General features: G+C 70.6%; 24 protein-coding genes. 12 read left to right on the plus strand and 12 right to left on the minus strand.

All coding sequences use genetic code 11. The features are described 5' to 3' along the window. Positions 1-4 precede the first annotated feature (4 nt). The 5 genes from ACFVKT_RS05540 to ACFVKT_RS05560 all read right to left on the minus strand — a co-directional run bounded on the left by ACFVKT_RS05540 (position 5) and on the right by ACFVKT_RS05560 (position 4,655). Complete coding sequence (locus ACFVKT_RS05540; RefSeq protein ID WP_385727767.1) at positions 5-1,222, minus strand: branched-chain amino acid ABC transporter permease; 1,218 nt, start codon at positions 1,220-1,222, stop codon at positions 5-7. Next, on the minus strand, positions 1,215-2,102 hold the full coding sequence (locus ACFVKT_RS05545; RefSeq protein ID WP_385727769.1) for a branched-chain amino acid ABC transporter permease: 888 nt from the start codon (positions 2,100-2,102) through the stop codon (positions 1,215-1,217). The genes ACFVKT_RS05540 and ACFVKT_RS05545 overlap by 8 nt, the downstream gene beginning before the upstream one ends. Then, positions 2,099-2,968, minus strand: coding sequence for an ABC transporter ATP-binding protein (locus ACFVKT_RS05550; RefSeq protein WP_385727771.1), 870 nt, complete (start codon positions 2,966-2,968; stop codon positions 2,099-2,101). Before ACFVKT_RS05550 ends, ACFVKT_RS05545 begins: the two co-directional genes overlap by 4 nt. Beyond that, on the minus strand, positions 2,965-3,768 hold the full coding sequence (locus ACFVKT_RS05555) for an ABC transporter ATP-binding protein (RefSeq protein WP_385727772.1): 804 nt from the start codon (positions 3,766-3,768) through the stop codon (positions 2,965-2,967). Before ACFVKT_RS05555 ends, ACFVKT_RS05550 begins: the two co-directional genes overlap by 4 nt. Positions 3,769-4,001: 233 nt before the next feature. Beyond that, entirely contained in the window at positions 4,002-4,655 is a 654-nt protein-coding gene (locus ACFVKT_RS05560) for a helix-turn-helix domain-containing protein (RefSeq protein WP_385727774.1), read from the minus strand. 73 nt (positions 4,656-4,728) lie between these two features. Between ACFVKT_RS05560 and ACFVKT_RS05565 the strand changes: the two genes are divergently transcribed. Next, positions 4,729-5,532, plus strand: coding sequence for an IclR family transcriptional regulator (locus tag ACFVKT_RS05565; protein WP_385727776.1), 804 nt, complete (start codon positions 4,729-4,731; stop codon positions 5,530-5,532). A 139-nt stretch (positions 5,533-5,671) separates the two neighbouring features. Here ACFVKT_RS05565 and ACFVKT_RS05570 read toward each other — a convergent pair whose 3' ends face one another. After that, on the minus strand, positions 5,672-6,487 hold the full coding sequence (locus tag ACFVKT_RS05570; RefSeq protein ID WP_385727778.1) for a FadR/GntR family transcriptional regulator: 816 nt from the start codon (positions 6,485-6,487) through the stop codon (positions 5,672-5,674). Between the two features lie 244 nt (positions 6,488-6,731). Here ACFVKT_RS05570 and ACFVKT_RS05575 point away from each other — a divergent pair, with 244 nt between their 5' ends. The 3 genes from ACFVKT_RS05575 to ACFVKT_RS05585 all read left to right on the plus strand — a co-directional run bounded on the left by ACFVKT_RS05575 (position 6,732) and on the right by ACFVKT_RS05585 (position 9,954). Beyond that, the gene (locus ACFVKT_RS05575) at positions 6,732-7,934 is read left to right on the plus strand and encodes a prolyl oligopeptidase family serine peptidase (protein WP_385727780.1); all 1,203 of its coding nucleotides are present in this window, start codon (positions 6,732-6,734) and stop codon (positions 7,932-7,934) included. Positions 7,935-8,040: 106 nt separating this feature from the next. After that, positions 8,041-8,250, plus strand: coding sequence for a hypothetical protein (locus ACFVKT_RS05580; RefSeq protein WP_385727783.1), 210 nt, complete (start codon positions 8,041-8,043; stop codon positions 8,248-8,250). A 183-nt stretch (positions 8,251-8,433) separates the two neighbouring features. After that, positions 8,434-9,954, plus strand: coding sequence for a carboxylesterase/lipase family protein (locus ACFVKT_RS05585; RefSeq protein WP_385727785.1), 1,521 nt, complete (start codon positions 8,434-8,436; stop codon positions 9,952-9,954). A gap of 78 nt (positions 9,955-10,032) precedes the next feature. Here the strand turns inward: ACFVKT_RS05585 and dmpG are convergent, their stop codons facing one another. From dmpG to ACFVKT_RS05610, 5 genes are all read right to left on the minus strand, one after another. Further along, positions 10,033-11,037, minus strand: coding sequence for a 4-hydroxy-2-oxovalerate aldolase (gene dmpG / locus ACFVKT_RS05590; protein WP_385727787.1), 1,005 nt, complete (start codon positions 11,035-11,037; stop codon positions 10,033-10,035). Further along, complete coding sequence (locus ACFVKT_RS05595; protein WP_385727789.1) at positions 11,034-12,023, minus strand: acetaldehyde dehydrogenase (acetylating); 990 nt, start codon at positions 12,021-12,023, stop codon at positions 11,034-11,036. The genes dmpG and ACFVKT_RS05595 overlap by 4 nt, the downstream gene beginning before the upstream one ends. After that, positions 12,020-12,811, minus strand: a complete 792-nt coding sequence (locus ACFVKT_RS05600; RefSeq protein ID WP_385728178.1) for a 2-keto-4-pentenoate hydratase — start codon at positions 12,809-12,811, stop codon at positions 12,020-12,022. The genes ACFVKT_RS05595 and ACFVKT_RS05600 overlap by 4 nt, the downstream gene beginning before the upstream one ends. A gap of 182 nt (positions 12,812-12,993) precedes the next feature. After that, complete coding sequence (locus ACFVKT_RS05605) at positions 12,994-13,941, minus strand: 3-carboxyethylcatechol 2,3-dioxygenase (protein WP_385727791.1); 948 nt, start codon at positions 13,939-13,941, stop codon at positions 12,994-12,996. Next, positions 13,938-14,954: a zinc-binding dehydrogenase gene (locus ACFVKT_RS05610; RefSeq protein ID WP_385727792.1), complete on the minus strand. Its 1,017-nt coding sequence runs from the start codon at positions 14,952-14,954 to the stop codon at positions 13,938-13,940. Before ACFVKT_RS05610 ends, ACFVKT_RS05605 begins: the two co-directional genes overlap by 4 nt. A 101-nt stretch (positions 14,955-15,055) precedes the next feature. On the opposite strand from ACFVKT_RS05610, the gene ACFVKT_RS05615 reads away from it, so the two are divergent. Genes ACFVKT_RS05615 through ACFVKT_RS05650 form a run of 8 tightly spaced genes read left to right on the plus strand, consistent with a single transcriptional unit; the run spans position 15,056 to position 22,380 of the window. Then, entirely contained in the window at positions 15,056-16,408 is a 1,353-nt protein-coding gene (locus tag ACFVKT_RS05615; RefSeq protein WP_385727794.1) for an aromatic ring-hydroxylating dioxygenase subunit alpha, read from the plus strand. Continuing rightward, positions 16,405-16,746 (plus strand): non-heme iron oxygenase ferredoxin subunit, encoded by a 342-nt coding sequence (locus ACFVKT_RS05620; RefSeq protein WP_385727796.1) that lies wholly within the window; start codon positions 16,405-16,407, stop codon positions 16,744-16,746. The genes ACFVKT_RS05615 and ACFVKT_RS05620 overlap by 4 nt, the downstream gene beginning before the upstream one ends. After that, the gene (locus tag ACFVKT_RS05625) at positions 16,743-17,945 is read left to right on the plus strand and encodes an NAD(P)/FAD-dependent oxidoreductase (protein WP_385727798.1); all 1,203 of its coding nucleotides are present in this window, start codon (positions 16,743-16,745) and stop codon (positions 17,943-17,945) included. Before ACFVKT_RS05620 ends, ACFVKT_RS05625 begins: the two co-directional genes overlap by 4 nt. A 59-nt stretch (positions 17,946-18,004) precedes the next feature. Then, on the plus strand, positions 18,005-18,577 hold the full coding sequence (locus tag ACFVKT_RS05630; RefSeq protein WP_385727800.1) for a 3-phenylpropionate/cinnamic acid dioxygenase subunit beta: 573 nt from the start codon (positions 18,005-18,007) through the stop codon (positions 18,575-18,577). 26 nt (positions 18,578-18,603) lie between these two features. Then, the gene (locus ACFVKT_RS05635; protein ID WP_385727802.1) at positions 18,604-19,461 is read left to right on the plus strand and encodes an alpha/beta fold hydrolase; all 858 of its coding nucleotides are present in this window, start codon (positions 18,604-18,606) and stop codon (positions 19,459-19,461) included. Beyond that, positions 19,458-20,294 carry an SDR family NAD(P)-dependent oxidoreductase gene (locus tag ACFVKT_RS05640; protein WP_385727804.1) on the plus strand — a complete coding sequence of 279 codons (837 nt, stop codon included), beginning with the start codon at positions 19,458-19,460 and terminating at the stop codon, positions 20,292-20,294. Before ACFVKT_RS05635 ends, ACFVKT_RS05640 begins: the two co-directional genes overlap by 4 nt. 39 nt (positions 20,295-20,333) lie before the next feature. Next, positions 20,334-21,917, plus strand: coding sequence for a long-chain-fatty-acid--CoA ligase (locus ACFVKT_RS05645; RefSeq protein ID WP_385727806.1), 1,584 nt, complete (start codon positions 20,334-20,336; stop codon positions 21,915-21,917). 1 nt (position 21,918) lies between these two features. Then, the gene (locus tag ACFVKT_RS05650; RefSeq protein ID WP_385727808.1) at positions 21,919-22,380 is read left to right on the plus strand and encodes a hypothetical protein; all 462 of its coding nucleotides are present in this window, start codon (positions 21,919-21,921) and stop codon (positions 22,378-22,380) included. 114 nt (positions 22,381-22,494) lie between these two features. On the opposite strand, the gene ACFVKT_RS05655 is transcribed toward ACFVKT_RS05650, so the two are convergent. Then, on the minus strand, positions 22,495-23,889 hold the full coding sequence (locus tag ACFVKT_RS05655) for a PLP-dependent aminotransferase family protein (RefSeq protein WP_385727810.1): 1,395 nt from the start codon (positions 23,887-23,889) through the stop codon (positions 22,495-22,497). Positions 23,890-23,900: the final 11 nt, after the last annotated feature.

Consider the following 23,900-nt stretch of genomic DNA (forward strand, 5'->3'; position numbering starts at 1 on the left):
CTGGTCAGGAAGAGGCTGTGGTGATGTCCTGCGGGGGAACTGTGGTGGGGGCGACCGGATCCTCGGCGACGGGATCCGGTGTGCCGCCGGGACCCCCGGCGACGGGAACCCGCGTGCCGCTGGGATCCCCGGGGCCCGCGGCGTTCGCCCGGTGCCGGGCGGCGAGACGCAGGCGTCTGCCCAGGGCGGTCAGCCCTCCCTGTTCGAGGAGGATCACGGTGACCACCGCGACGCCGAAGACCAGGCGGGCGGCCACCGCGGGGTCGACTCCGGAGCTTCCGGGCTCGGCGAGGAAGGTGAGCAGGCCGCTGTAGTGGCTGAGCAGGATGGGCAGCCCGGTGACGAAGACGGCGCCGAGGACGGCTCCGCCGACCGAGCCGAGGCCGCCGATCACGATCATGGCCAGGTACTCGACCGAGAGGGCGAGGCCGAAGTACTCGGGCACCACCCGCTGGAACGCCTGGGCCAGCAGCACGCCCGCCAGACCGGCGTACATGGACGACAGGACGAAGGCGGAGGCCTTGTAGCGGCTCACCGGCACGCCCACCACACCGGCGGCGGTCTCGTTCTCGCGCATGAGGACCAGGGCGCGGCCGGGACGGCCCGCGAGTACACGCCGGGCGAAGACGTACGCGGCGGCCACGCACACCAGCGCCACATACCACTGCCGTTCCCGGTCGCCGAACGGAATGCCCAGCAGAGTCAGTTCCGGGTCGCTGCCGGTCAACTCAAAGCCGAGGACGGAAAGTTCGGGCACCGTGCGTCCGTTGAAGCCCCCGGTCACCGAGGACAGATTGAACAGCAGATGCTGGCCCAGGAACACCAGGGCGAGCGAGGCGAGCCCCAGGTACAACCCGCGGACCCGGCCCGCGACAGGGCTGAACACCAGTCCCGCCGCTCCGGCCGTGGCCACCGCGAGAACGGCCGCGAGCAGCGGCGGGAGTTCGAGCCCGGTGAGGGTGATGCCGCCCCCTCCGGGTCCCGGCGCTCCGGCGAACCAGCAGTAGCCGTAGGCGCCAACGGCCAGGAAGAAAGCGTGCGCGAGGGAGAGTTGGCCGGCGGTGCCGACCAGCAGGTTGAGACCGATGGCGCCGATGGCGGCGGCCATGACCAGCACACCGAGCAGCAGCCAGAACCCGCTCACATAGAAGGGCATCGCCAAGGCCAGGAGCAGGCCGGCCGCGAGGAGGACGCGGCGGAGGAGCATCGTACGGTCAGACACGGATGAACTCCCTCGTGCCGAAGAGCCCGGACGGCCGCCACATGAGCACCGCCACCATGAGGACGTAGGGCATGACATCGCCGAAGCCGGCGCCGAGGAAGCTGAGTTCCGAGCCGTACCCGGCGGTGAGGGTCTTCGCCATGCCGACCGTGACGCCCCCGATGATCGCGCCGTGCGTGGAGTCCAGGCCGCCGAGGATGACCGCGGGTATCGCGGCGAGTGCGATCGTGCTCGAATGGCTGTCCAGGCCCGCGGACGGGAACGTGGACATGAAGACACCCGCGCCCGCGGCGAGCGCTCCGCCGATCAGCCAGGAGACCGTCGCGACCCGGCCGAGCCGGATTCCCATGAGTGACGCGGCCTCGGGGTCACTTGACGCCGCCCGCATGGCGACGCCCCAGCCGGTGTAGCGGAACAGGGCGAGCAGCAGACCGAGGATCACGACAGCGACGACCATGGCGGCGATACGCGCCTGAGGGATGGTGACGCCTGCGAGCCGCACGGTGGCCGCGCCCCACGGGTCGAGCATGGACAGGACATCGGGGCCGATGCGCCGGGTGAGGTCGGTGGTGAGCACGATGTCGACACCGATCGTGGCGATGGCCAACGCCATGTGGTCAGGGCTGCGAGCCCAGGAGAGCAGCCATCTGATCAGCAGCGCTCCGGCGACGGTGATGGCGATCCCGGCCGCCGCCGCGGCCCAGAAGCCGGCCGATGGGGCGATCCGCGCCACCGCGTAGGCGCCGAGCGCCAGCAGCGAACCCTGGGCGAAGTTGACGACCCGGGTGCCCTTGTAGATGATCACGAACCCCATGGCGATGAGGGCGTAGAGCATGCCGAGCGACAGCCCCACGGCGAGGAGTTCCAGTAGGCGTGTCATACGTGCTCCGCAGTCGTCGTTCCGTCGGCTTCCGTGCTGTCGGTCGGGGGCTCGCCGTCGTCCGCGCCGTAGGGCGTCGCCTCGCCGGGTGTCGCCTCGTCGGTTCCGAGATAGGCGCGGATCACCTCCGGGTCGTTGCTGACCTCGGCGGGAGTGCCGTCCGCGATGCGGCGCCCGAAGTCCAGGACCGTGACCCTGTCGGCCAGCGCCATCACCATCGGCATGTCGTGCTCGATGAGGAGCACGGTCACCCCGAGTTCGTCCCGTGCGCGGCGGATCTGATGGGCCATCGCCTCGGACTCGTGGTGGTTCATCCCGGCGACCGGTTCGTCGAGCAGCAACAGTTCGGGTTCGGCCGCCAGCGCCCTGGCCAGCTCGACACGCTTGCGTTCGCCGTACGACAACAGGCCGGCCGGTACGTCCCATCGGTCGCCCAGGTCGAAGAACTCGGCGATCTCGCGAACGCGCTCGCGGTGCCGTCGCTCCTCGTTCCGGGCGGACCTCAGCCGCAGCCCGGTGGCCGCGAACCCTGCGTGGGTGAGGTGGTGCCGGGCGACCATCAGGTTCTCCGCGACACTCTGGCCGCCGGCCAGCGCCAGGTTCTGGAAGGCGCGGGCCATGCCCAGGGCGGCGATGCGGTGAGGAGCCATCCCCACGAGTTCGCGTCCCGTGTACCGGACGGAACCGGTGATCGGGCGGTAGACCCCCGAAATGACGTTGAAGCAGGAGGACTTGCCTGCCCCGTTGGGGCCGATGACCGCGTGCACACTGCCCTTGGCGACCTCGAACGAGACCGCGTCGAGCGCCGTGACCCCGCCGAAGCGGACCGTGACCTCCTCGACGTGGAGGATCGTGTCCCCGGTCATCCCGTCCACCTCGCCAGTGCGCGCTCGCCGCTCTTCGCCGGCTCCCGCTGTTCCTGTCCGTGCGGCTCCGGTCCGGCGTCACCGCCGAGGTACAACCGCCGGATCTCGTCGGTCTCCCGCAGTCGGGCGCTGGGTCCGGAGAGGCGTACCCGGCCGACCTCGAAGACGTACGCCGTGTCCGCGACGGAGAGGGCCATGGCCGCGTTCTGCTCCACCAGGAGCACTGCGGTGCCCTGCCGGTTGATGTCCCTGACGATCTCGCCGATGCGCCCGACGATTCTGGGCGCCAGGCCAAGCGACGGTTCGTCCAGCAACAGCAGGGACGGGCGGGACATCAGCGCGCGCCCGATGGCGAGCATCTGCTGTTCGCCGCCGGAGAGCAGACCGGCGCGCTGCTCCCTGCGCTGCGCGAGCACGGGGAAGAGCTCGTAGACCTCGTCGCGCGTACGGGCCCGGGCGGCCCGGTCGCGGACCAGAACGGCGCCGGCCCGCAGGTTCTCCTCCACCGTGAGGGTGGTGAAGATCCGCCGTCCTTCGGGTACTTGGACCACCCCGGCGGCGACGATGGCGGCGGCGTCCAGTCCGCGCAGCGACCGTCCCTTGTAGGTGATGGTGCCGGCGTCCACGGTGCCGCGATGATGCCCGAGTGTTCCGGACAGGGCCCGCATCAGGGTGGACTTGCCGGCCCCGTTGGCACCCAGCACGGTGACGGCCGCACCCTCGGGGACCTGGAGGGTGACGTCCTGCAGTGCGAGTTGCGCCTTGCCGTAGCGCACGGCCAGTCGGCCGACTTCCAGCATGGCCGCGTCACCCCCTGCCGGGGTGGGGAGAGCGGCCTGCGGGCGGCCGGTCGGTGGAAGGTGGGGGCATCGTGAACTCCCTGAGGAAGCGGGCTCCCCGGCCCTGGCCGGGGATCGGTGCCGCGTGTGACGTGGGGCACATGGAAGCCCCAGGGAGTCAGGGAGACCATGTCCTGTGCCGCCCTGCGGAACGCGAAGCGCCGAGGTGGGGCGATGTGGTGAAAAGGGAGTGACTAACCCGCGGTGCCCGGCTTGGTGATGGTCGGGGTGATCCGGCGGATCTGGGGGACGGTGGTGACCATGTGGGCGGTGACCCGGTCACTGAGGCAGGAGAGCTGGTGGGAGACGTCGCCCGGGAAGTGGACGAAGTCTCCGGCCGCGAGGTCCACGGGTTCGGCGACCGGCCCGGTGCGCAGCTTGCCGGTGATCACGTAGAGGTGGTGCAGGGTGCCCGGCGCGTGCGGGTCGATGGTCGCCGGCTCCCCGGGTGTGCGCTCCAGGCGCAGGACCAGCGTGCGCACGTAGCCGGAGCCGTATGTCTCGTCCAGCAGGCGCTGGGACCAGTGGTGGGTGTCACTCCACTCGCTCTGGTCGTGCCGCTGGACGTAGACCGGAGTGCCCCACTCGGTGAGCAGGCGTCGCACGGGCATGTCGAGGGCGGCGCCCAGCAGGGAGAGGGTCTCCACGGTGGGGTTGCCCGATCCCTGCTCGATCTTCGACAGCGTCTGCTTCGACAGACCGGACCGGCGGGCGAGTTCACCCAGTGACAAGGCCCTCTCCAGGCGGAAACGCCGGACGTTGCGGGCGACCAGATCGTTTTCGCGGGCCAGGGCGTCACTTTTAATATGCATGCCGTCATTGTTGACGAACGCCTGGGTTGCTCGCATCCTTTGTCACATAGAAGTTTCCAAGCCGTGTACTGAAATTGACGCGGACCCCTCGAAGCTGAGGTGAGCCACCATGACCACCCCCGTCACCAGTGCGTCCCGTGACGACCGGGCCGCAGTCGACAAGGCCATCAGCCTTCTCATCGCCTTCGGAGACCGGGCCAGCAGTGGAGTGGGAGTCAGTGAGCTCGCCCGGCGGGCCCAGCTGAGCAAGTCGACGGCATACCGCGTGCTCGGCATGCTGGAGCGCAACGGCGTCGTGGAACGGGTCGGCACCGACTACCGGCTCGGGGAGCGGCTGCACCATCTGGGCCGCGCCGTGTACGCCCCGGGCTACGACGGAATCCGGGACCGGCTCCTGCCCTTTCTGACCGACCTCTACGAACTCACCCGGCAGACCGTCCACCTGGCGGTACTGCACGGCACGGACGTGGTCTATCTGGCGAAGCTCTACGGCCACCGTCCGGCGCCGGTCCCCTCCCGCATCGGCGGGCGGCTGCCCGCCCACGCGACCGCCGTGGGCAAGGTACTGCTCGCCTATGACTCCGCCGCCGCGGTCCAGGTGACGTCCGCACCTCTGCAGCGCTTCACCGAACACACGATCACCGACGCCGAGGAGTTGACCGCAGAACTCCATCGGATCCGCTGCGAGGGTGTCGGCTACGACAACCAGGAGAGCCAGCTCGGCCTGAACTGCGTCGCCGTGCCTGTGCTGGGGCACGGTGGCCGCGCGGTCGCCGCCGTGTCGGTCGCCGGGCGATGCGGTGAGATCGACACCCGCCGGCTGAGCAACGACGTACGCCGTGTCGCGGCCGCCGCCTCCCAGGCATGGGCCACCCGAGCGGCACGCCCGCGCACCGGTCAACTGGCAAGCTAGCGGCAGGGGTTGCCGTCGTGCTTGCTCCGGCCTGTGGACCGGAACGCGTGCCGTCGGGCGTGCACCGGAGCTGTCCGGCGGAACCTTCGCGCTCTGCCCGAGGGCCCGCCCGTCCCGGACACCACGGTCGGCCGCCGACTTACTGCATGGTCGAGTCGAGCCGGCTCTTGAGGATCCCCGCCAACAGCTGGGAGTACCCCGGGTCCGAGACCTGGATCTTCCGGGCCCGAGGGCTCGACTGGATCAGACTGACCGCGTGCGCGGCGTGTGCCTCGACGGCGTTCGCCGCCCGCTGCGCGGAACGGCTCTCCACGGCCTCCACGAGCGCCATCCGGTCGGCGTGCAGTCCGCCGACGACCCGCCGTAGTTCGGACACCTCCCCGCCGCTCATCGCCAGGACCAACTCGACCTGGACATCGGCGAGAAGCCGGCACACGGGAATGACCAGCGCATTGTGCGAGATCTCCGACAGGCGGCGCATGAAGGTTCTGAGGTCCTCCAGCGTGCCGTCGGTGTCGGCGACCACCGCGAGTTTCTCGGCGGCCGCCCGCAGTGAGGCGATCTCGTCGTCGGTCGCCACATCGACGGCCGTCTTGGCCGCGTAACGGCTCAGCGCTCCGAGCATGCCGAGCACCTCGCCGGCGCCGACGCCTTCCAGCCGCGCCACGGAGGCGAGGGTCATGCCGAGCATCGTGTCGTATTCGGCGGTGACGAACGTGCCGGAACCATGCCGGACGCTGACCAGCCCGACCGTGGCCAGGACACGGACAGCCTCCCGGATCGTCGAGCCGCTGACGCCGTACTGCTCGGCCAGTTCCCGCTCGGCCGGCAGCCGTGATCCGTTCGCGAGTTCCCCGCTGAGGATCCCCTCCCGGAGATCGCCGACGATCTGGTCGGCGATCCGCCCCCGCCCGATCCTGCGGTCCGCCCCGCCTCCCGTGGAATCCCGCGCCATACCTCTCTCCTCCCGCCGCGCACCGGCGCCGGACATACCGGCCCGGAACAGCCCGACGCTAGATCATCCGCGACCGACCGTCAATGGGTCACCGAGACAGCCAGACACTGGGTGACCCAGTGACCCGTGCTACGGTCGGATATATGGAGAGCCGCCTTCCGAATAGGGCTCCCTCCACACAGACCACCTGCTCCACGCGCACGGCTGTACAGCGGCGCACAGGAAGACACGGAAGAGGAACGTCATGGCCAAACTCGTCATGGGCCGGGCACTCATAGGAGTGGCCGCCCTGGGACTCGCCCTCACCGCATGCTCCAGCGACGGCGGAACGAGCGAGGCCGAGTCCGGCGCCTCGGCGGCGGCCGCCGGGTCCGCCTCCTGCCCCGCTCCCGCAGCCCCTCAGCAGCCCCCGTCCGGTGGCGGCTCGGGCGCGCCCTCCGGTGCCCCCTCCGGCGGGTCCGGCGGCGCGGGCATGGGCGGCCAGCTCGCGGTGGCCTCGACCGTGGCCAAGGCCGACACCATAAACAGCACGGTGATCTCGGCCACCGGAGCGCAGATCCAGTGCGGCACGACCGAGGTGGAGTCGCACAACGACATCGTGTACGCGAGCCCCACCACGGACGGGAAGAAATCGGAACTGAAGCTCGACATCATCGAGCCGACGACCGACGGCGACAAGCCGCTGGTCATCTACATCCCTGGCGGCGGCTTCCTGTCGGCCCAGAAGGAGCAGGGGCTGAGCCGGCGGACCTACCTCGCCGAGCAGGACTACGTGGTGGCCAGCGTCCAGTACCGCACCACAACGGACGGCGCCACCTACGCGGACGGCCTCGCCGACGTGAAGTCGGCGGTGCGCTATCTGCGCGCCCATGCCGACGAGTACCACATCGACGCCGACAAGGTCGCCGTGTGGGGCGACTCGGCCGGCGGTTACCTCGCGGCCATGGCCGGCACCACCGGCGGGGCCAAGGAGTTCGAGACCGGCGAGAACCTCGACCAGAGCAGCGAGGTCCAGGCCGTCGTCGACGACTTCGGTCCGGCGAACCTCTCCACCATCGGCGCGGACTTCGACGAACCGACCAAGGAGGCCAACGTCACTCCGGGCAACATGACCTCCAAGTGGGTCTACGGCCCCGACACCGACAAGTCCGTGGCCGAGTACACGGACGAGGTCAAGGCCGCCGACCCGGCGACCTACGCGGACGGCTCCGACCCCGCCTTCCTCATCTTCCACGGCGACCAGGACCGCCTCGTCTCGCCCAGCCAGACGCTGGCACTGAACAACACGCTCCAGGCGAAGGGCGTCGACAGCAGCCGCTACATCATCACGGGCGCCGGGCACGGCGACTCGGCCGTCGGCGCTCCTGCGGAGATGACCGAACCCTGGACCACGCAGAAGGTGGTCGGCCAGGTGGTCGACTTCTTCGACAAGCACTTGCGCGGCTGACCCCTGTGACCCCCAGTCACCCAGACACTGTGTGACTGGGGGTCATGGTGCTAGCCTGCCCGGAAGCGAGAGCGACCGCGGGGTCCTCACCGACGAGGAAATCACCATGGAGTACCTGATCGCGAGCAGGACGCCCAGCTCCCTCACCCAGAAACCGAGGCGTCCGGCCGCCCGCAGCAGGCCGCCGAGTCCGGCCATGACGTGGCCACCCCTGATTCCCCGTCCGGATTCTCTGTCGCCCGCCGCCGAGTCCGAACTGCTCGGCCCGCACGGGAGATCCTCGGCCCTGTTCCGCACCGCCGAACACGCGACGTGACCGTGCCCTGCCGTCGGCGGAGGCAGCGGACCGCCGCAACCCGCACCGGGAGCCGTCCGTGTTCACGATCCGACGGCTTCCGCTGATCCCCTGTCTCCGGGGCGACCGCGCACGACGGCCGCTCCTCCCTCTGTTCCGAACCGACCGACGCGCACAGCAGTGGAACCACCCGAAGGAGCTCCAGTGAACACCGACTCGTCACCCGTGGCCACGACATCAGCGGGTGCGGTACGCGGCCGCACCGAGGGCGGCCTGGCCGTTTTCCGCGGCATTCCGTTCGCCCAGCCGCCGGTCGGTGAGGCCCGGTTCGCGCAGCCCCGTCCCGCCCTGCCGTGGGACGGAATCAGGGACGCCCTCGTGTTCGGCCCGCGGCCGCCGCAGACGCCCCTGGGCCCGGGCGCGCCCGTCGGTCCCAAGGGCTCGCCGGACTGGCTGACGGTCAACGTGTGGACGCCGGCGCCCGACAGGGCCGCGCGGCGCCCCGTGATGGTGTGGATCTACGGCGGCGCCTACGCGTCGGGATCGTCCGCGGAGCCCGGCTACGACGGCGGTCGCCTCGCCCGGGAACGGGACCTGGTCATCGTGACCTTCAACTACCGCGTCGGCCTGGAGGGTTTCGGCCGGTTCCCCGACGCCCCGGCCAACCGCGGCCTGCTCGACCAGGTCGCGGCCCTGCGCTGGGTCCAGGAGAACATCGCCGCGTTCGGCGGCGACCCCGGCCAGGTCACCGTCTTCGGCGAGTCCGCCGGGGCCGGATCCGTCGCCGCGCTCCTGGCGATGCCCAGCGCCAAGGGGCTGTTCCACCGGGCCATCGTGCAGAGCGTGCCGGGGGCCTTCCTCTCCGACGCGCTGGCGTTGGACATCGCGTCCGTCCTGGTCGAACCGCTCGGTCTGCATCCGACCGCCGCCGGCCTCGCCGACGTGGACCCTCACAAACTCACCGAAGCCGGCGCCGGGATCCTGCCCTCGATGGCGCGGCACGAGGACCGCTGGGGAGTGGTCGCGCACACTGCCACGCCCTTCGCGCCGGTCGTGGACGGCGAGGTCCTGCCGCAGGATCCCTGGCGGGCACTGGCCGACGGCGCCGCACGCGAGGTGCCCCTGATCGTCGGTCACAACCGCGACGAGTTCCGGCTGTTCCACGTCGTCCGGGGCCAGGTGGGGCAGATCACGGCCAAGCAGGCCGCCACCGCGCTGCGGCTGTTCGGGCCCGGAGCGGAGCCGGCAGCGGCCTACCGCGCCGCGTTCCCCGACGCGTCCGACGAGACTCTGTACGAACTCGTCCAGTCCGACTGGAACTTCCGCATGCCCTCGCTCCATCTCGCGCAGGCCCACCTCGCCGGCGGCGGCCGGGCCCACGTGTACGAGCTGACGTGGCCCGCACCGGCGAACGGCGGCGTCCTCGGCGCCTGTCACGGCCTGGACGTACCGCTCACCTTCGGCGACTTCGGCGGGGTCGGTACCGCCTGGTTCGGGCTTGAGTCCTCGCCGGAGGCCGAAGCGCTGTCCGCCGAGATCCGTTCGGCCTGGTCGGCCTTCGCCGTCGACGGCCTGCCGGGCTGGCCCGCCTACGACGTCGACCGGCGCCTCACCCGGGTCCTTGACACCGAGCCCTCGACCACGCCTTATCCGGAGGAAGCCGCACGTCGGCTGTGGGAGCACCACACCTTCGCAGCGCTTCCCCTGCTCGCCGGGGGCCGGTGACCGCAGCCCGGCTCAGCCCACCACCCGCCCATTCAGCACCACCCGACGGGGATCCGCGGCCACCCGTACGTCCGCCTGTCAGCCCACCAGGTCCAGCGCGATGTCGACGATCATGTCCTCCTGGCCGCCGACGAGCCCGCGCCGGCCGACTTCGAGCAGGATGGTGCGTACGTCGATGCCGTACTGGCGGGAGGCTGCCTCGGCGTGCCGCAGGAAGCTGGAGTAGACGCCGGCGAAGCCGAGGGTGAGGGTTTCGCGGTCGACCTGGACGGGGCGGTCCTGCAAGGGACGCACCAGGTCGTCCGCCGCGTCCTGGAGGGCGAACAGGTCGCAGTCGTGCTTCCAGCCGTTGAGCGTGGCCACGGCTACGAAGGCCTCGATCGGGCAGTTTCCGGCCCCGGCGCCATGACCGGCCAGCGAGGCGTCCACCCGGGTGACGCCCTCCTCGACGGCGACGACGGAGTTCGCCACCGCGAGGGAGAGGTTCTGGTGGGCGTGGATGCCGATCTGGGTCTCCGGCCGCAGTACGTCCCGATAGGCGCGGACGCGTTTGCGTACGCCGTCCATGGTGAGCCGGCCGCCGGAGTCGGTGACGTAGACGCAGTGGGCGCCGTAGGACTCCATCAGCCCGGCCTGTTCGGCGAGCTTCCCGGGGTCCGCCAGGTGGCTGAGCATCAGGAAACCCGAGACGTCCATGCCCAGTTCACGCGCGGTGCTGATGTGCTGAGCGGCGACATCGGCCTCGGTGCAGTGGGTGGCGATGCGGACCGAGCGGACACCGAGGGCGTACGCCTGCTTCAGCTCCGCGATGGTGCCGATGCCCGGGAGCAACAGGGTGGTGAGGGTGGCTCGTTCGAGGACGGACGCGGCCGCCTCGATCCACTCCCAGTCCGTGTTGCTGCCGGGCCCGTAGTTGACCGAGCCGCCGGCCAGACCGTCGCCGTGGGCGACCTCGATGGCGTCGACCCCGGCGGCGTCGAGGGCGGCGACGATCCTGGCCACCTCGGCGGGCGCGATGCGGTGCCGTACGGCGTGCATGCCGTCGCGCAGGGTCACGTCCTGCACGTACAGGTTGGTGGTCATGCGGAGGCTCCCTGGCGCGCGTGGTGAGCGATGTGCTCGGCGGTGCGCAGGGCGGCCGAGGTCATGATGTCGAGGTTGCCGGCGTAGGCGGGCAGATAGTGGGCGGCGCCCTCCACTTCGAGGAACACCGAGACCCGGGTCGTCACCGGGGGCGCGTCGGAGGGCAGCAGCGTGTGGACGGGCTCGTCCGGCGGTACGGCGGCGAACTGCACCTCCTGCTTCAGCCGATAGCCGGGGACGTACTTGGCGACCTCGGCCGCCATGTCCGCGACCGAGGTGCGGATCGCTTCGTGGTCGGCGTCGCCGATCAGGCAGAACACGGTGTCGCGCATGATCATCGGCGGTTCGGCGGGGTTGAGGACGATGATCGCCTTGCCGCGCCGCGCGCCGCCGACGGCCTCGATGGCCGCCGCCGTGGTCTCCGTGAACTCGTCGATGTTCGCGCGCGTGCCGGGTCCCGCCGACTTCGAGGCGATGGAGGCGACGATCTCGGCGTAGGCGACCGGCGTCACCCGCGACACGGCGCGGACCATGGGAATGGTGGCCTGGCCGCCGCAGGTGACCATGTTGACGTTGTCCGCGCCCAGGTTGTCGTCGAGGTTGACCGGGGGGACGACGAACGGGCCGACCGCCGCCGGAGTGAGGTCGATCAGTGTCTTTCCGTAGGGCTCGAGCGCGGCCGCGTTGGCGACGTGGGCCTTGGCCGAGGTGGCGTCGAAGACGATGTCGATCTCGTCGAAGCCGTCTATGCGGATCAGACCGTCGACGCCCTCGTGGGTGGTGGGCACCTTGAGGCGACGGGCCCTTTCCAGGCCGTCGGAGTCCGGGTCGATGCCGACCATGGCCGCCACCTCCAGGGTCTCCGAGAGCCGGAGCACCTTGATCATGAGGTCGGTTCCGATGTTGCCGGAACCGATCACGGCCACCTTGGTCTTACGCGTACCGGCCGTTTCGGCGGTGTCGTTCGTGCCTGTCGTGACGGTCATGCGGAGTCCTGACTCGTGAGATCCGTGAAGGTGGCGGTCACCGTGCCGAGGCCGGAGATCTCGGCGCGGACGATGTCACCGGGGGACACGGGGACCATCGGGCCGAGCGCGCCGGCGAGCACCACCTGTCCGGCGCGCAGCGGGTCGCCGTACTCCCGGGCCGTACGGGCCAGCCAGAGCAGCGCAGCCAGCGGGTCGCCGAGACAGTCGGCGCCCCTGCCCTCGGAGACGAGCGCGTCGTTCGCGTACATCCGCATCGTGGCCTCGCGCGGTTCGAAGGCGTCGAGCGGTACGGTCGCGTCGCCGAGGACGTACAGACCGCTGGAGGCGTTGTCGGCGACCGTGTCCGCGATGGTGATGTCCCAGTCGGCGATGCGGCTGTCCACGATCTCCAGGGCGGGCACCGCGTGGGCGACCGCCGCCCGGACGGTGGCCGTGTCCAGGTCGTCCCCGTCGAGGTCGGTGCCGAGGACGAAGGCGATCTCCGCCTCCGCCTTGGGCTGCAGCAACCTCGCGAGGGAGACCGGCCCGGGGCCGGACGCGTTCATGTCGGCGAGGAGGACACCGAAGTCGGGCTGGTCGACGCCGAGTTGCTTCTGTACGGCGGGCGAGGTGAGACCGATCTTGCGACCGGTGACGACGGATCCCGCTGCCAGCCGCCGCTCGGTGAGCCGGCGCTGTACGGCGTAGGCGGCGGGGATGTCGCCGGTGCCGAGCAGATCGCGGACGGGGGCACAGGGTTCCGCCTTGGCGGCCGCGGCCTCCAGCCGGTCGGCGGCCTCGGTGATCGCCGTCTCCAGCCGGTCCGCGGTCTCGGTGACCGCGGTTTTCGGTTGGTCGGCGGTCTTGGTGACTGCCGTGTCCGGTCGGTTCGCAGTCTCGGTGGCCGTGGTCTTCGGTCGGTCGGCGGTCCTGGCGGCTGCTGTCTCCAGCCGGTCCGCGGTCTCGGCGGCCGACTCTTCCTGTGGGGTCATCGGCTCGTCTCCTGTTCGGCGGTCGCCACGGCGAAACCGGCGATCCACTCGGGGATGGGTGTGTAGAAGAGGGAAGGCACCCGGTAGGTGCCGGTGGCGGCGAGTGAGGCGAACGCGGCGATCCAGGTACGCACTTCGTGGGCCGAGCCGCCGCCCTCGGCGCCCATCCACTCCACGGTCCACGCGTCCACTTCCGCCAGCCGGCCGCTCGTGAGGGTGTCCAGGACGTGGTTGTCCCAGTCGGGGTTGATCGGGATCATCCCGGTCGAGCCGGCGGCGTATTCGCGGCCCGCCCGGACCACGCGCTCCTCGCCCCTGGCCCGCTGCTCGGGTGTCGGGGGGCGTCCGTCGATGAGGGCGTCGGCGACGTGCGGAGGGGCGCCGTCCAGCACCGGGACGGGCGGGTCGTGGGAGAGGCCTCCCGAGCCGAGGAACAGCACCCTGCGGTCCAGTTCGGACGCGGCCTCGCCGAGGGCCGTGCCGAGTGCGCGGACACGGCTGACCGGTCCGAGCGGGGTGGCGACCCCGTTGACGAAGACGGGGACCACCGGGATCTTGTCGATGCCGCCGAACAGGACCTCCAGTGGCTGGACGAAGCCGTGGTCGACGGTCATACGGGCGGACACGGTGAGGTCGACCCCACGGTCGAGGACACCGCGCGAGAGGGCCCGCGCGGCCTGCGTGTCGACCGACAGGGGACCGGCCGAGGACCCGAAGTCGCCGACGGCGTTCGCCTCGGTGGCCAGGCAGAAGGGCGGCATCTCCTTGTAGAAGAAGCCGTTGTAGTGGTCCGGGGCGTACAGGACGACCAGTTCGGGGTCGAACGCGCGGACGAAGGAGCGGGCGCGTTCGACGGCTGCCTCGACGGCGGCCAGAACCTCGGGTGCGGGGTCGTTCTTCCCGATCAAGGGGGAGTGGGACAACCCGACGGCGGCAGCGGTCACGGCGTCTCTCCTTGTGGCGTGTGCTGCTGAACGGCGTTCGCCGCGGGCGGGTTGACGACGAGCTTCCCGGTGAGACGCCCGTCGATCATGAGCTGGAAGCCCTTCTGGATCTCGTCCAGGGGCAGCGTGCGGTCGATGACAGGCCGCAGACCGGTGGCGTCCATCAGTTTCAGCAGGCCGACCAGTTCTCCGCGAGTGCAGCCGGTCGAGCCGAGAACGCGCTGCTGGAGGTAGAAGATCCGGCCCAGGTCGGCCGGCGGGTTCGTGCCGCTCGTGGCACCGGCGATCACCAGCGTGCCGCCAGGACGGAGCGACTTCAGCGAGTGTGACCAGGTGGCCTCGCCCACCGTCTCCACCACGATGTCCACGCGCTCGGGCAGCCGCTCGCCGGTGGGCACGGCCTTGCGCGCGCCCCAGGACTCGGCGCGCGACCGCTTGTCCTCGCTCCGACTGGTCGCGTAGACGACGGCACCGGCCGCCACGGCGAGCTTGATCGCGGCCGAGGCGACACCGCCGCCCGCACCCTGGACGAGAACGCGGTCGCCGGCGCGGATCCCGGCCTGTGTGAACAGCATCCGGTAGGCGGTGCCCCAGGCGACGGGCAGACAGGCGGCCTCGTCGAAGGACAGCCACGACGGCTTGGGAATCAGGTTGCGGGTGGGCACGGACAGGTACTCGGCGAAGGCACCGTTGTGCCGCTCCGACAGCAGGGCCCGTCCCGGGTCGAGTGTCTCGTCGCCCAGCCCGGCGTCGGTGTCGGCGATGACCGGGTGCACGAGGACTTCGTTGCCGTCCTCGTCCCATCCGGCGGCGTCACAGCCGAGGACGATGGGCAGCCGGTCCGACGGGTGACCGACGCCGCGCAGAGTCCAGAGGTCGTGCATGTTCAGCGAGGAGGAGGCGACGCGGACGATCGACCATCCGGGCCGTGGTTCGGGCGGGGGAACGTCGCCCAGCACCAGCCCGGCCAGCGGGTCGGTCGCACTCTGGGAGACAGCGGAGGCGGCAAGCATGCGGCCACGCTCCCCCGGGAGACACGCCCTGTGACAGCCCGCGTGCCACCGTACGGAACGCCGGATGGAACCCCGCTGACCTGCTGCTGTTCCCTGGGGGCATGACCTCGACGATCGAACCTCCGGGCGCGGCCACCAAGGCCCCGCGCGGGGCACTGCGGCGCCCGGCAGAACTGGCACGGAACCTTGACGTCTCAGGGCTCGTCGACACCGAGGGCGGCCTGCTGGATCGCGTCATCTTCACCGACCAGGAGCTGTACCGGCAAGAGCTGCGACGGGTCTTCGCGCCGAGCTGGCTCTTCCTCGGGCACACCGACCAGTTCCACAAGCCCGGTGACTTCCTCACCACATACATGGGCGAGGACCCGGTCATCGTGACCCTCGACCGGGAACGCCGTATCCGCGCCTACCTCAACTCCTGCCGTCACCGCGGTGCCCGCGTCTGCCGCGCCGACTTCGGCACCACCCGCAACTTCACCTGCACATATCACGGCTGGTCCTACAACCTGGACGGCTCTCTGGTGAGTGTCCCCAACAAGGACGGCTATCCCGGGGAGTTCACGGAAAGCGACTGGGGTCTGGTGGAGGTCCCGCACGTGGAGACGTACCGCGGGCTGGTCTTCGGCACCTGGAACCCGGACCCGGTCCCGCTGCGCGAGTCCCTCGGGAACATGGCCTGGTACATGGACGCCATGCTCGACCACGACGACGAAGGCACCGTCGTCGTCGGCGGTATCCACAAATGGGCCCTCGAAGGCAACTGGAAGCTCGCGGCCGAGCAGTTCGCCACCGACTGGTACCACGTGAACATGAGCCACGCCTCGGCGCTCATGGTGCTCTCGCCCGCCGGCCGGAAGCCCAAGGACGAGGTCGTGCACCGCACGGGCCGCCAGTACCTGGACGCGAATGGCAACGGCGCGGGCTTCCCCGTCAACGCCAAGAACCGCTTCGACGCCCAGACCGTGCACAAGTGGACGGACTACGACGCCCTGCGGGCACGGCTCGGCGACGCCCGGGTGGAGGGCCCGCTGACGAACGGGCACGCCACCGTCTTCCCGAACTTCTCCTACCTGCCGGTCAACGGCTCCATCCGCGTCTGGCACCCCAAGGGCCCCGACCGGATGGAGGTATGGGCCTGGACCATCGTCGACAAGTCCATGCCCGAAGAGGTCCGGGAAGCGCAACGCCTGTACAACCTGCGGACGTTCGGCCCCAGCGGCATCTTCGAACAGGACGACGGCGAGAACTGGAGCGAGGTCCAGACGAACGCGCACGGCTTCGTCACCAACGGCGTGGCCCTCAACTACCAGATGGGCATCGGCACCGAACGCGAGGACGGCCGCCACCCCGGCACCACCAGCGAGCTCTACAGCGACGCCGCGGGCCGGGCCTTCTACGCCCGCTGGCGCGAACTGATGAACACCCCCGCATGGCACGAGGAGAACCATTCATGAGCAACGGTGTCGGTATTCGAGTAGCGGCCCTGGCTGACATCCCCCAGGGTGAGGGCATCGCCATCGACAAGGCGGTCACCGGCACCGACGACGACATCGCCCTGCTCCGCGACATGGACGACAGCGTGTACGCCCTCAACGACACCTGTACCCACGAGGACGCCTCACTCGCCGACGGCTGGGTCGAGGACGGCTTCGTCGAGTGCCCGCTGCATTCCAGCAAGTTCTGTCTGAAGAGCGGCGAGGTGCAGGGACTGCCCGCCACCAGGAACACCTGCCCGCACCGTGTCGAGGTCCGCGACGGCGAGGTCTACCTCCTCCCGGGCGAGGCCCCGTGACCGAGCGCGTGGTGATCGTGGGAGGCGGCATCGCCGGCGTCAGTACCGCCGGCTCCCTGCGGTCGGGCGGATTCGACGGCGACCTCACCCTCGTCGACGTCGGCGACTTCCCGTACGACCGGCCGCCCCTGTCGAAGGACTTCCTCGCCGGCACCAAGGACATCAAGCAGATCGCCCTCCAGCCCTCGCAGTGGTACGACGACCAGCGCATCCGGCTCGTCAACCGGACGGCCGTCACGGCGCTGCGCCCACGGGAGGCCAGGGTCGAGCTCGCGGACGGCACCCTGCTGCCGGCCGACCGTGTCGTCCTCGCCACCGGAGGCCGGGCGGCCCGGCCGCCGATCCCGGGCATCGGCAGCGAGCGCGTGCACGTGCTGCGCACCGCCGGGGACGCCGACCGGCTGCGCACGGCACTCGTCCCCGGCGCCGCGGTCCTCGTCGTCGGTGCCGGTCTGATCGGGGCCGAAGTGGCTTCCACGGCGCTCCAGTTGGGGTGCGAGGTCACCCTCGTCGATCCGTTGGCCGCACCCCTGGAGCCCGTGCTGGGCCCGGAGCTGGCCGGCTGGCTGCACGACCTGCACACAGGGAAGGGGGTCACGACGGTCCGGGCGGCCGTGGAGTCCTTCACGGACCGGGGTGAGCACATCGAGGTGCGGTTCAGGGGTCGGTCAGGGGAGTGGTCGTACGCCGTCGTCGTGGTGGGCGTGGGCATGGTGCCGCAGACCGCGCTCGCCGAGCAGGCGGGGCTCGAGGTCGGCCGAGGGATCGTGGTCGACTCAGGGCAGGTGACGTCCAACCCCGCTGTTCTCGCGGTGGGCGACCCCGCACGGACCCGGCGGGAGGCCCGCGCCGAGCACTGGGAGGCCGCTCAGCACGACGGAGCCAGGGCTGCCGCCACCCTCCTGGGCTCCGACGCACCGGCACCGACGGCCCCCTGGTTCTGGACGGACCGCCACGGCCGCCACGTCGAAGCGGTCGGACACATGGAGTGGGCCGACCGGACCGTCGTACGCGGTTCCTTCGACGACCCCGCCTTCTCGGTCTTCGGCCTCCGCGACGGACATGTCGTGGCGGCTGCGGCCGTCGACGATTCCACGGCCGTACGGGCTGCCCGCCGGATGATCGACCGCCGCGTCCCCGCCGACGCCGGGCGGCTGACGGACCTCTCCGTGAACCTGCGCAGCCTGCTGCGCGGATGACGTGCCGCTGTGCGGCACACCTCGTTCCGCCCCACGCGGAGAAGGGATCGAATGACACCATGAGCACGACCCCCGAGCTGACCCGGTCGCGCGCGGGGACGCGCGCCGACCGCGAGACGCACTTCGAAGTCGAGCAGTTCTACTACGAGGAGGCCGCCCTCCTCGACGACGGCCGCTACACCGACTGGCTGGACCTGCTCGCCGACGACCTCGACTACTGGATGCCCACGCGCACCAACCGGCTCCGGCGCCAGCAGGCACTGTCGGTGGCCGCGCGGGGTGAGGCCGCGTTCTACGACGAGACCAGGGAGAGTCTGGCCTGGCGCATCCGCCGTTTCGACTCGGGCATGGCGTGGGCGGAGGACCCGCCGTCCCGCACCCGGCACCTGGTGACGAACGTGATGGCCCAGCACATCGACCCCGCGGAGAACGCCGGGTTCACCGAGGACGACCTGTATGTGCGCTCGGCGTTCCTCGTCTACCGAAACCGCCTGGAACGCGAGGAGAACGTCTTCGCCGGCAGCCGCACGGACGTGCTGCGCCGGGTCGGCGACGGACTGCGGGTCGCCCGGAGAACGATCCTGCTCGACCAGAACATCCTCCAGGCGAAGAACATCTCGACCTTCTTCTGACCGGGCATTCTCCGATGGGAACTCTCGTGACCGACCTCGAACTCAAGCACCACCGCCTGGCCACCACGCTGGGTGAGATCGCCGTCGCCGAAACCGGCGACGGGCCCGTGCTGGTGATGCTGCACGGCGGCGGACCGGGCGCTTCCGGCGTCAGTAACTACCACCAGAACCTCCCGGCCCTGGCCCGGCACTTCCGCGTCGTCCTCCCGGACCAGCCCGGCTTCGGCGGTAGTTACCGCCCGACCGAGGAAGACCTGGACGAGCGGTCCATCACACAGATCACCGTCGACGCTCTCACCCAGGCACTCGACTCCCTCGGCATCGGCGCCTTCCACCTGCTCGGCAACAGCCTCGGCGGCGCCGCCGCGATCGCCATGGCCCAGCAGCGTCCCGACCGCGTCACGCGGCTGGTCCTGATGGCCCCGGGCGGCGGCTGGCTGCCGGTCGGCCCCACCCCCACGGAGGGGCAGAAGGAGATGTTCCGCTACTACAACGGCGGCGGTCCGACCGAGAAGAAGATGGCCGCGTTCATCCGCACCATGGTCTTCGACCACAAGCAGTTCGGCGAGGACGTCGTCAGGGCCCGCTACGAGGCCTCACTCGACGAGAGCCACATCGCCTTCTACCACCGCTACAACGCGTCCTTCGCGAAGCGCGGTGGCATGGACCCGCTCTGGCGCGACCTCCACAAGATCAAGGCGGCCACCCTGCTGCTCTGGGGCCGCGACGACCGCACGATCACACTCGACGGGGCGCAGCTGATGCTCAAGCAGATCCGCGACGTGCAACTGCACGTGTTCGGCCGCTGCGGCCACTGGGTGCAGCTGGAGCGGCGACGCGAGTTCGAAGAGCTGGTCTCCGGCTTCCTCACGGAGCAGCCGTGACCGGGGGCTGGCTGACCGGGTACGCCGTCCTGATAACCGGGGGCGGCTCGGGCATCGGCCGGGCGGTCACCGAGCGCTTCCTCGCCGAGGGAGCCTCGGTCACGATCCTCGGCCGGGACAAGGCGCAGCTCGACGACGTCGCAGGCGCGGCCCCGGACCCGTCCCGCATCCACGCCGTCACGGCCGACGTGCGCGACTCCGAAGCCCTGCACCGTGCCGTCGTCGAGACCGTCGAGCGGTTCGGCAAGCTGGACACGCTCGTCGCCAACGCCGGTGTGTGGGACTACCAGCGCGGGCTGACCCGCCTCGGCGCCGCTGAACTCGACACGGCCTTCGACGAGATCTTCTCCATCAACGTCAAGGGCTATCTGCTGGCCGCCCAGGCGGCGTGGCCCGAGCTGGTGAAGAGCAGGGGCAGCATCGTCATGACCCTCTCCAACGCCTCCTTCCACGTCAATGGCGGCGGCCCCCTCTACACGGCGAGCAAGCACGCCTGCCTGGGCCTCATGCGAGAACTCGCCTACGAACTCGCTCCCAAGGTCCGTGTGAACGGCGTCGCCTGTGGGGGGATGAACACCGACCTCCGCGGCCCCGAGTCCCTGGCCCTGGGCGACCGCACGATCTCGGCGTCGTTCGCCAGGCGCGGTCCGGACACACCGCCCCCGCCCATTCCGCTGCACGACTCCAGCACGGATCCGCGCGACTTCACCGGACCTTACGTTCTGCTCGCGGCCCGCGAACAGAGCGGCCCCATCACCGGCCAGGCGATCTCCGTCGACGGCGGTATCGGCGTCCGCGGATTCGCGAACGCGGCCGGTGGCGACGACCTCTGACGACCGACGCTCAGACCACTGCTCAACGAGGAGCCGACCGTGACGAGACCACACCCGCACAACTCCGGCCTCCGGGTGGACCTCAACCCGGCCGCCGCGGTGGCGCGCAACGCCTCCCACCAGGGCGACAGCGTGGTGATCCGCTACGCGGGAGGCGACCTGACCTACGCCCAACTCGACGACAGATCGGCCCGTCTGGCCAGCGTGTTCGCACAGAGCCGCGTCACCGACGGCGACCGCGTCGCCTATCTCGGTCTCAACAGCTCTGCGTTCCTGGTGACGATGCTGGCCGCCTTCCGGCTCGGCGCCGTGTTCGTCCCGGTCAACTTCCGCCTCGCCGAACCCGAACTGGAGCGCGTCCTGGCGAGCAGCGGTGCCGAGGTGGTCGTCTGCGAGGAGGGCCACCGCGCCGGCCTGGAAAAGGTGCGTGGGGCAACGGCGTTGACGCGTTTCCTCCTGGTGGACGACGACCCGGAAGCACCGGCCGGGGAGGCCGAGGGGTGGGAGCCCTGGTCGTCGCTCATCGCGGACGCCCGGCCGAGTCCCGTCATCACACCGAAGTACGCCGACGACCCGGCGATCCTGATGTTCACCTCGGGAACCACAGGGACACCCAAGGGAGTCGTCGTGACCCACGGCAACACCTGGTGGAACTCCGTGAACGTCGACATGCGTCTGGACACCCGTCGCGGCGACGTGACGTACGCCGCCGCGCCGCTCTTCCACATCGGCGCCCTCAACAGCTTCGCGCTGCGCGCCCTCGTCCGCGGCGGAACGGTTGTTGTACGCCGCGCCTTCGACCCGCAGGAGTGTCTCGACGACCTGGTCACCCACCGGGTCAACTCGATGTTCGGGGTGCCGCAGATGTTCGCCGCGCTGGCCCGCGTCCCGGGCTTCGCCGATCAGGACCTCAGCCATCTGCGGGCGGTCGTGGTCGCGGGTGCGCCGGTACCCCCGTCCCTGATCGAGCACTACGCGCGGCGCGACGTGATCCTGCAACAGGCGTGGGGCCTGACCGAGACCGCGCCCTTCGCCACGCACCTGCCGGCCGAGCACACTCTGGACAAGCTCGGTTCGGCGGGCATCGCCATGCCTTACACCGAGGTCCATGTTGTCGACATTGTCACCAACGAGCCTTTGAAACCAGGGCAGTTCGGCGAGATCGTCGTGCGCGGCCCCAACGTCACCGTCGGATACTGGAACAACCCGGAGGCCACGGCCGCCGCATTCGACGAGGAGGGCTGGTTCCACTCGGGTGACATCGGCCACCTCGACGAGGACGGCTACCTCTACATCGTCGACCGCCTCAAGGACATGATCATCAGTGGTGGTGAGAACGTCTACCCGGCCGAGGTGGAAGTCGTCCTCGCCTCGATGCCGGGCGTTGTGGACGTCGCCGTGGTGGGGGTCGCCGACGAACAGTGGGGCGAGTCCGTCACGGCGGTGCTCACCGTCGCCGAGGACGCGACGATCAGCCTGGAGGACGTACGTGAGTACGCGGCCCGGCAGCTGGCCCGCTACAAGCTCCCCAGGCGGCTCACGCTCGTTCCGGGCGTGCCCAGGAACGCCTCCGGGAAGCTGGACAAGACCGCCGTACGACGTCTCGCGACCGAGGCGAACTGACATGATCTCGATACCCGCGATTCCCACAGGACTTGCCCTGGGGCCGGTGTGGGAGTTGGTCCGGGAGACCCGCACGCGTTACTCGGCCGACCTTCTCGTGCGCGGCGACGATGTGACCGTGGAGGTACGCCTGGAGCGCTGCGCCGCGGGACGCCTGCGCGACAGCTATCCCGTCGGCGCACACGACGTGGAGGTGCGAATCGCCGACGATTGTCCGGTTGCCGTTCTGCCCCGCCTGCTGCACACGCTGACGGCTGCCCTGCAGTCGGCGGACCCCGCCTGCCGCCGCGTCGTCCACGCGGTGCGGGCGGGGCAGCTGAGCGAGATCGCGGCGGCGGAGTCCGCCGGTTTCCGCTACGTCGTCGACGTCGACCTCGGGCAGGCGGACATCAGCCTGCTGGTCGCCGAGCCGGGCTGGGTGGCCAGGACCACCATCGACCTGGACCGGGTGCCGGGAGCTTGAACTCTCGGGGAGGTGTGCGCGGTACCGCGTCGCCGGCCCCGCGGCCGGCGAGGGGACCATCTCCAGCCTTGTCTGCAGGTGCAGTGGCGGAGAGTATGCGGAGCATCCCGACCGTCACGGAGACCGGGTGCTCTGCAGGTCGGCGATGACCTGGGCCGCGTCGGCGAACCGGCCTTGCGGGTGCCATACCGGCAGCCGTACGAAGGTGCGGTGCCCGCCGTGCGGAGAGAACGCCGGGCCCGCGGTGAGCCGGATTCCGCGTGCCAGGGCGCGCTGCGTGAGGGCCACGGCGTCCTGACCGGTGTCGGTCCAGAGGCCCGAGCCGCCTACAGGGGTGCTCCACTGCCAGCCGGGCAGGGCGGCCCGGAGGACCTCCGCGGTGACCGCGAACTGACGTGCCAGGAACTCGCGGCGCAGTTCCCGTTGCCGGTCCGCCTGGGGCAGCAGCTGCAGTGCCGCCAATTGGTCGGCGATCGGTCCGCCCAGGTCGATGCTGCCGCGCAGCGCCGCGAGTCGTCCGATGATCTCCCGGGGGCCTCGTACCCATCCCACGCGCAGACCGCCCCAGAACAGCTTCGACAGGGTGCCCACGATCAGCAGCCGTTCGGGATCGGCCATCCGTTCCAGCCCCGGCAGCGGGTCGGAGCGGAACCAGCCGAGCTCCGACTGCGACTGGTCGTCGACGACGAGAGTGCCGTGCCTGGCCGCGATGTCGGCGAGGACTCTGCGCTGTGCCTCCGGCAGGTGGATGCCGGTCGGGTTGTGCAGTGCGGTCTGTACGTAGAGCAGATCCGCGTCGGTGACCGCGGCCTCGAGAAGGTTCAGGTCCATGCCCGCCGGGGTGAAAGGGACGCCCCGCAGGCGTCCGCCCGCCGCGGCAAACGCTTCCAGGGCGCCTCGGTAGCTGGGGTCCTCGACGACGGTCGACGTGCCGGGCCCGGCAAGGGCGGTCGCGATCAGCCAGACGCCCTGTTGGGAACCCCCGGTGACCAGCACCTGCTCCGCCCGCGTGGGCAGACCCTGCGCCGTGAAGCGGGCGGCGAGCGCGGCCCGCAGCTCCGGCAGGCCCGCGGGGTGGTAGCCGGTGTCCTGGAGGTGGCGCTCGCGCAGCTGCCTGCCGACCTCCGGCATCACGCCTGCGACCAGCTCGGAGCCTGGAAGCGCCCCGGAGGAGAGATCGACGACCACCTCTCCGTCACCGAACGAGGTCAGCCGCCCTTCGTCGGGCCGTACCAGGCCGACGGCTCCGCGGACGTAGGTGCCCGAACCCCGTGTCGCGGTCAGGCGACCGCTCGCCGTGAGCTCGGCGTACGCCCGCGAGACCGTACCCCTGGCCACGCCGAGCGCGGTCGCCAGCGCCCGCTGGCCGGGCATGCGCCACCCGGCGGGCAGATACGAGCCGTCGATCAGTTCGGCCAGCGCGTCCCGGAGGGGAACACTCACGGGCGCCTCGTCGCGCCACACACCGAGCAGTCGGGCCACCCGCTCCGCGTCCTCGCTCGTCCGCATCGATCGCACGC

The organism is Streptomyces sp. NPDC127595, assembly GCF_042671685.1.
In the GTDB taxonomy this organism is placed as follows: Bacteria; Actinomycetota; Actinomycetes; order Streptomycetales; family Streptomycetaceae; genus Streptomyces.

What these genes read in the sequence shown, in the direction of transcription:
- ACFVKT_RS05545 (WP_385727769.1), bottom strand. Translation starts at nt 2,102, where the DNA reads ATGACACGCCTACTGGAACTCCTCGCCGTGGGGCTGTCGCTCGGCATG.
- ACFVKT_RS05550 (WP_385727771.1), bottom strand. Translation starts at nt 2,968, where the DNA reads ATGACCGGGGACACGATCCTCCACGTCGAGGAGGTCACGGTCCGCTTC.
- ACFVKT_RS05555 (WP_385727772.1), bottom strand. Translation starts at nt 3,768, where the DNA reads ATGCTGGAAGTCGGCCGACTGGCCGTGCGCTACGGCAAGGCGCAACTC.
- ACFVKT_RS05560 (WP_385727774.1), bottom strand. Translation starts at nt 4,655, where the DNA reads ATGCGAGCAACCCAGGCGTTCGTCAACAATGACGGCATGCATATTAAA.
- ACFVKT_RS05565 (WP_385727776.1), top strand. Translation starts at nt 4,729, where the DNA reads ATGACCACCCCCGTCACCAGTGCGTCCCGTGACGACCGGGCCGCAGTC.
- ACFVKT_RS05570 (WP_385727778.1), bottom strand. Translation starts at nt 6,487, where the DNA reads ATGGCGCGGGATTCCACGGGAGGCGGGGCGGACCGCAGGATCGGGCGG.
- ACFVKT_RS05575 (WP_385727780.1), top strand. Translation starts at nt 6,732, where the DNA reads ATGGCCAAACTCGTCATGGGCCGGGCACTCATAGGAGTGGCCGCCCTG.
- ACFVKT_RS05580 (WP_385727783.1), top strand. Translation starts at nt 8,041, where the DNA reads ATGGAGTACCTGATCGCGAGCAGGACGCCCAGCTCCCTCACCCAGAAA.
- dmpG (WP_385727787.1), bottom strand. Translation starts at nt 11,037, where the DNA reads ATGACCACCAACCTGTACGTGCAGGACGTGACCCTGCGCGACGGCATG.
- ACFVKT_RS05595 (WP_385727789.1), bottom strand. Translation starts at nt 12,023, where the DNA reads ATGACCGTCACGACAGGCACGAACGACACCGCCGAAACGGCCGGTACG.
- ACFVKT_RS05610 (WP_385727792.1), bottom strand. Translation starts at nt 14,954, where the DNA reads ATGCTTGCCGCCTCCGCTGTCTCCCAGAGTGCGACCGACCCGCTGGCC.
- ACFVKT_RS05615 (WP_385727794.1), top strand. Translation starts at nt 15,056, where the DNA reads ATGACCTCGACGATCGAACCTCCGGGCGCGGCCACCAAGGCCCCGCGC.
- ACFVKT_RS05620 (WP_385727796.1), top strand. Translation starts at nt 16,405, where the DNA reads ATGAGCAACGGTGTCGGTATTCGAGTAGCGGCCCTGGCTGACATCCCC.
- ACFVKT_RS05630 (WP_385727800.1), top strand. Translation starts at nt 18,005, where the DNA reads ATGAGCACGACCCCCGAGCTGACCCGGTCGCGCGCGGGGACGCGCGCC.
- ACFVKT_RS05650 (WP_385727808.1), top strand. Translation starts at nt 21,919, where the DNA reads ATGATCTCGATACCCGCGATTCCCACAGGACTTGCCCTGGGGCCGGTG.
- ACFVKT_RS05655 (WP_385727810.1), bottom strand. Translation starts at nt 23,889, where the DNA reads ATGCGGACGAGCGAGGACGCGGAGCGGGTGGCCCGACTGCTCGGTGTG.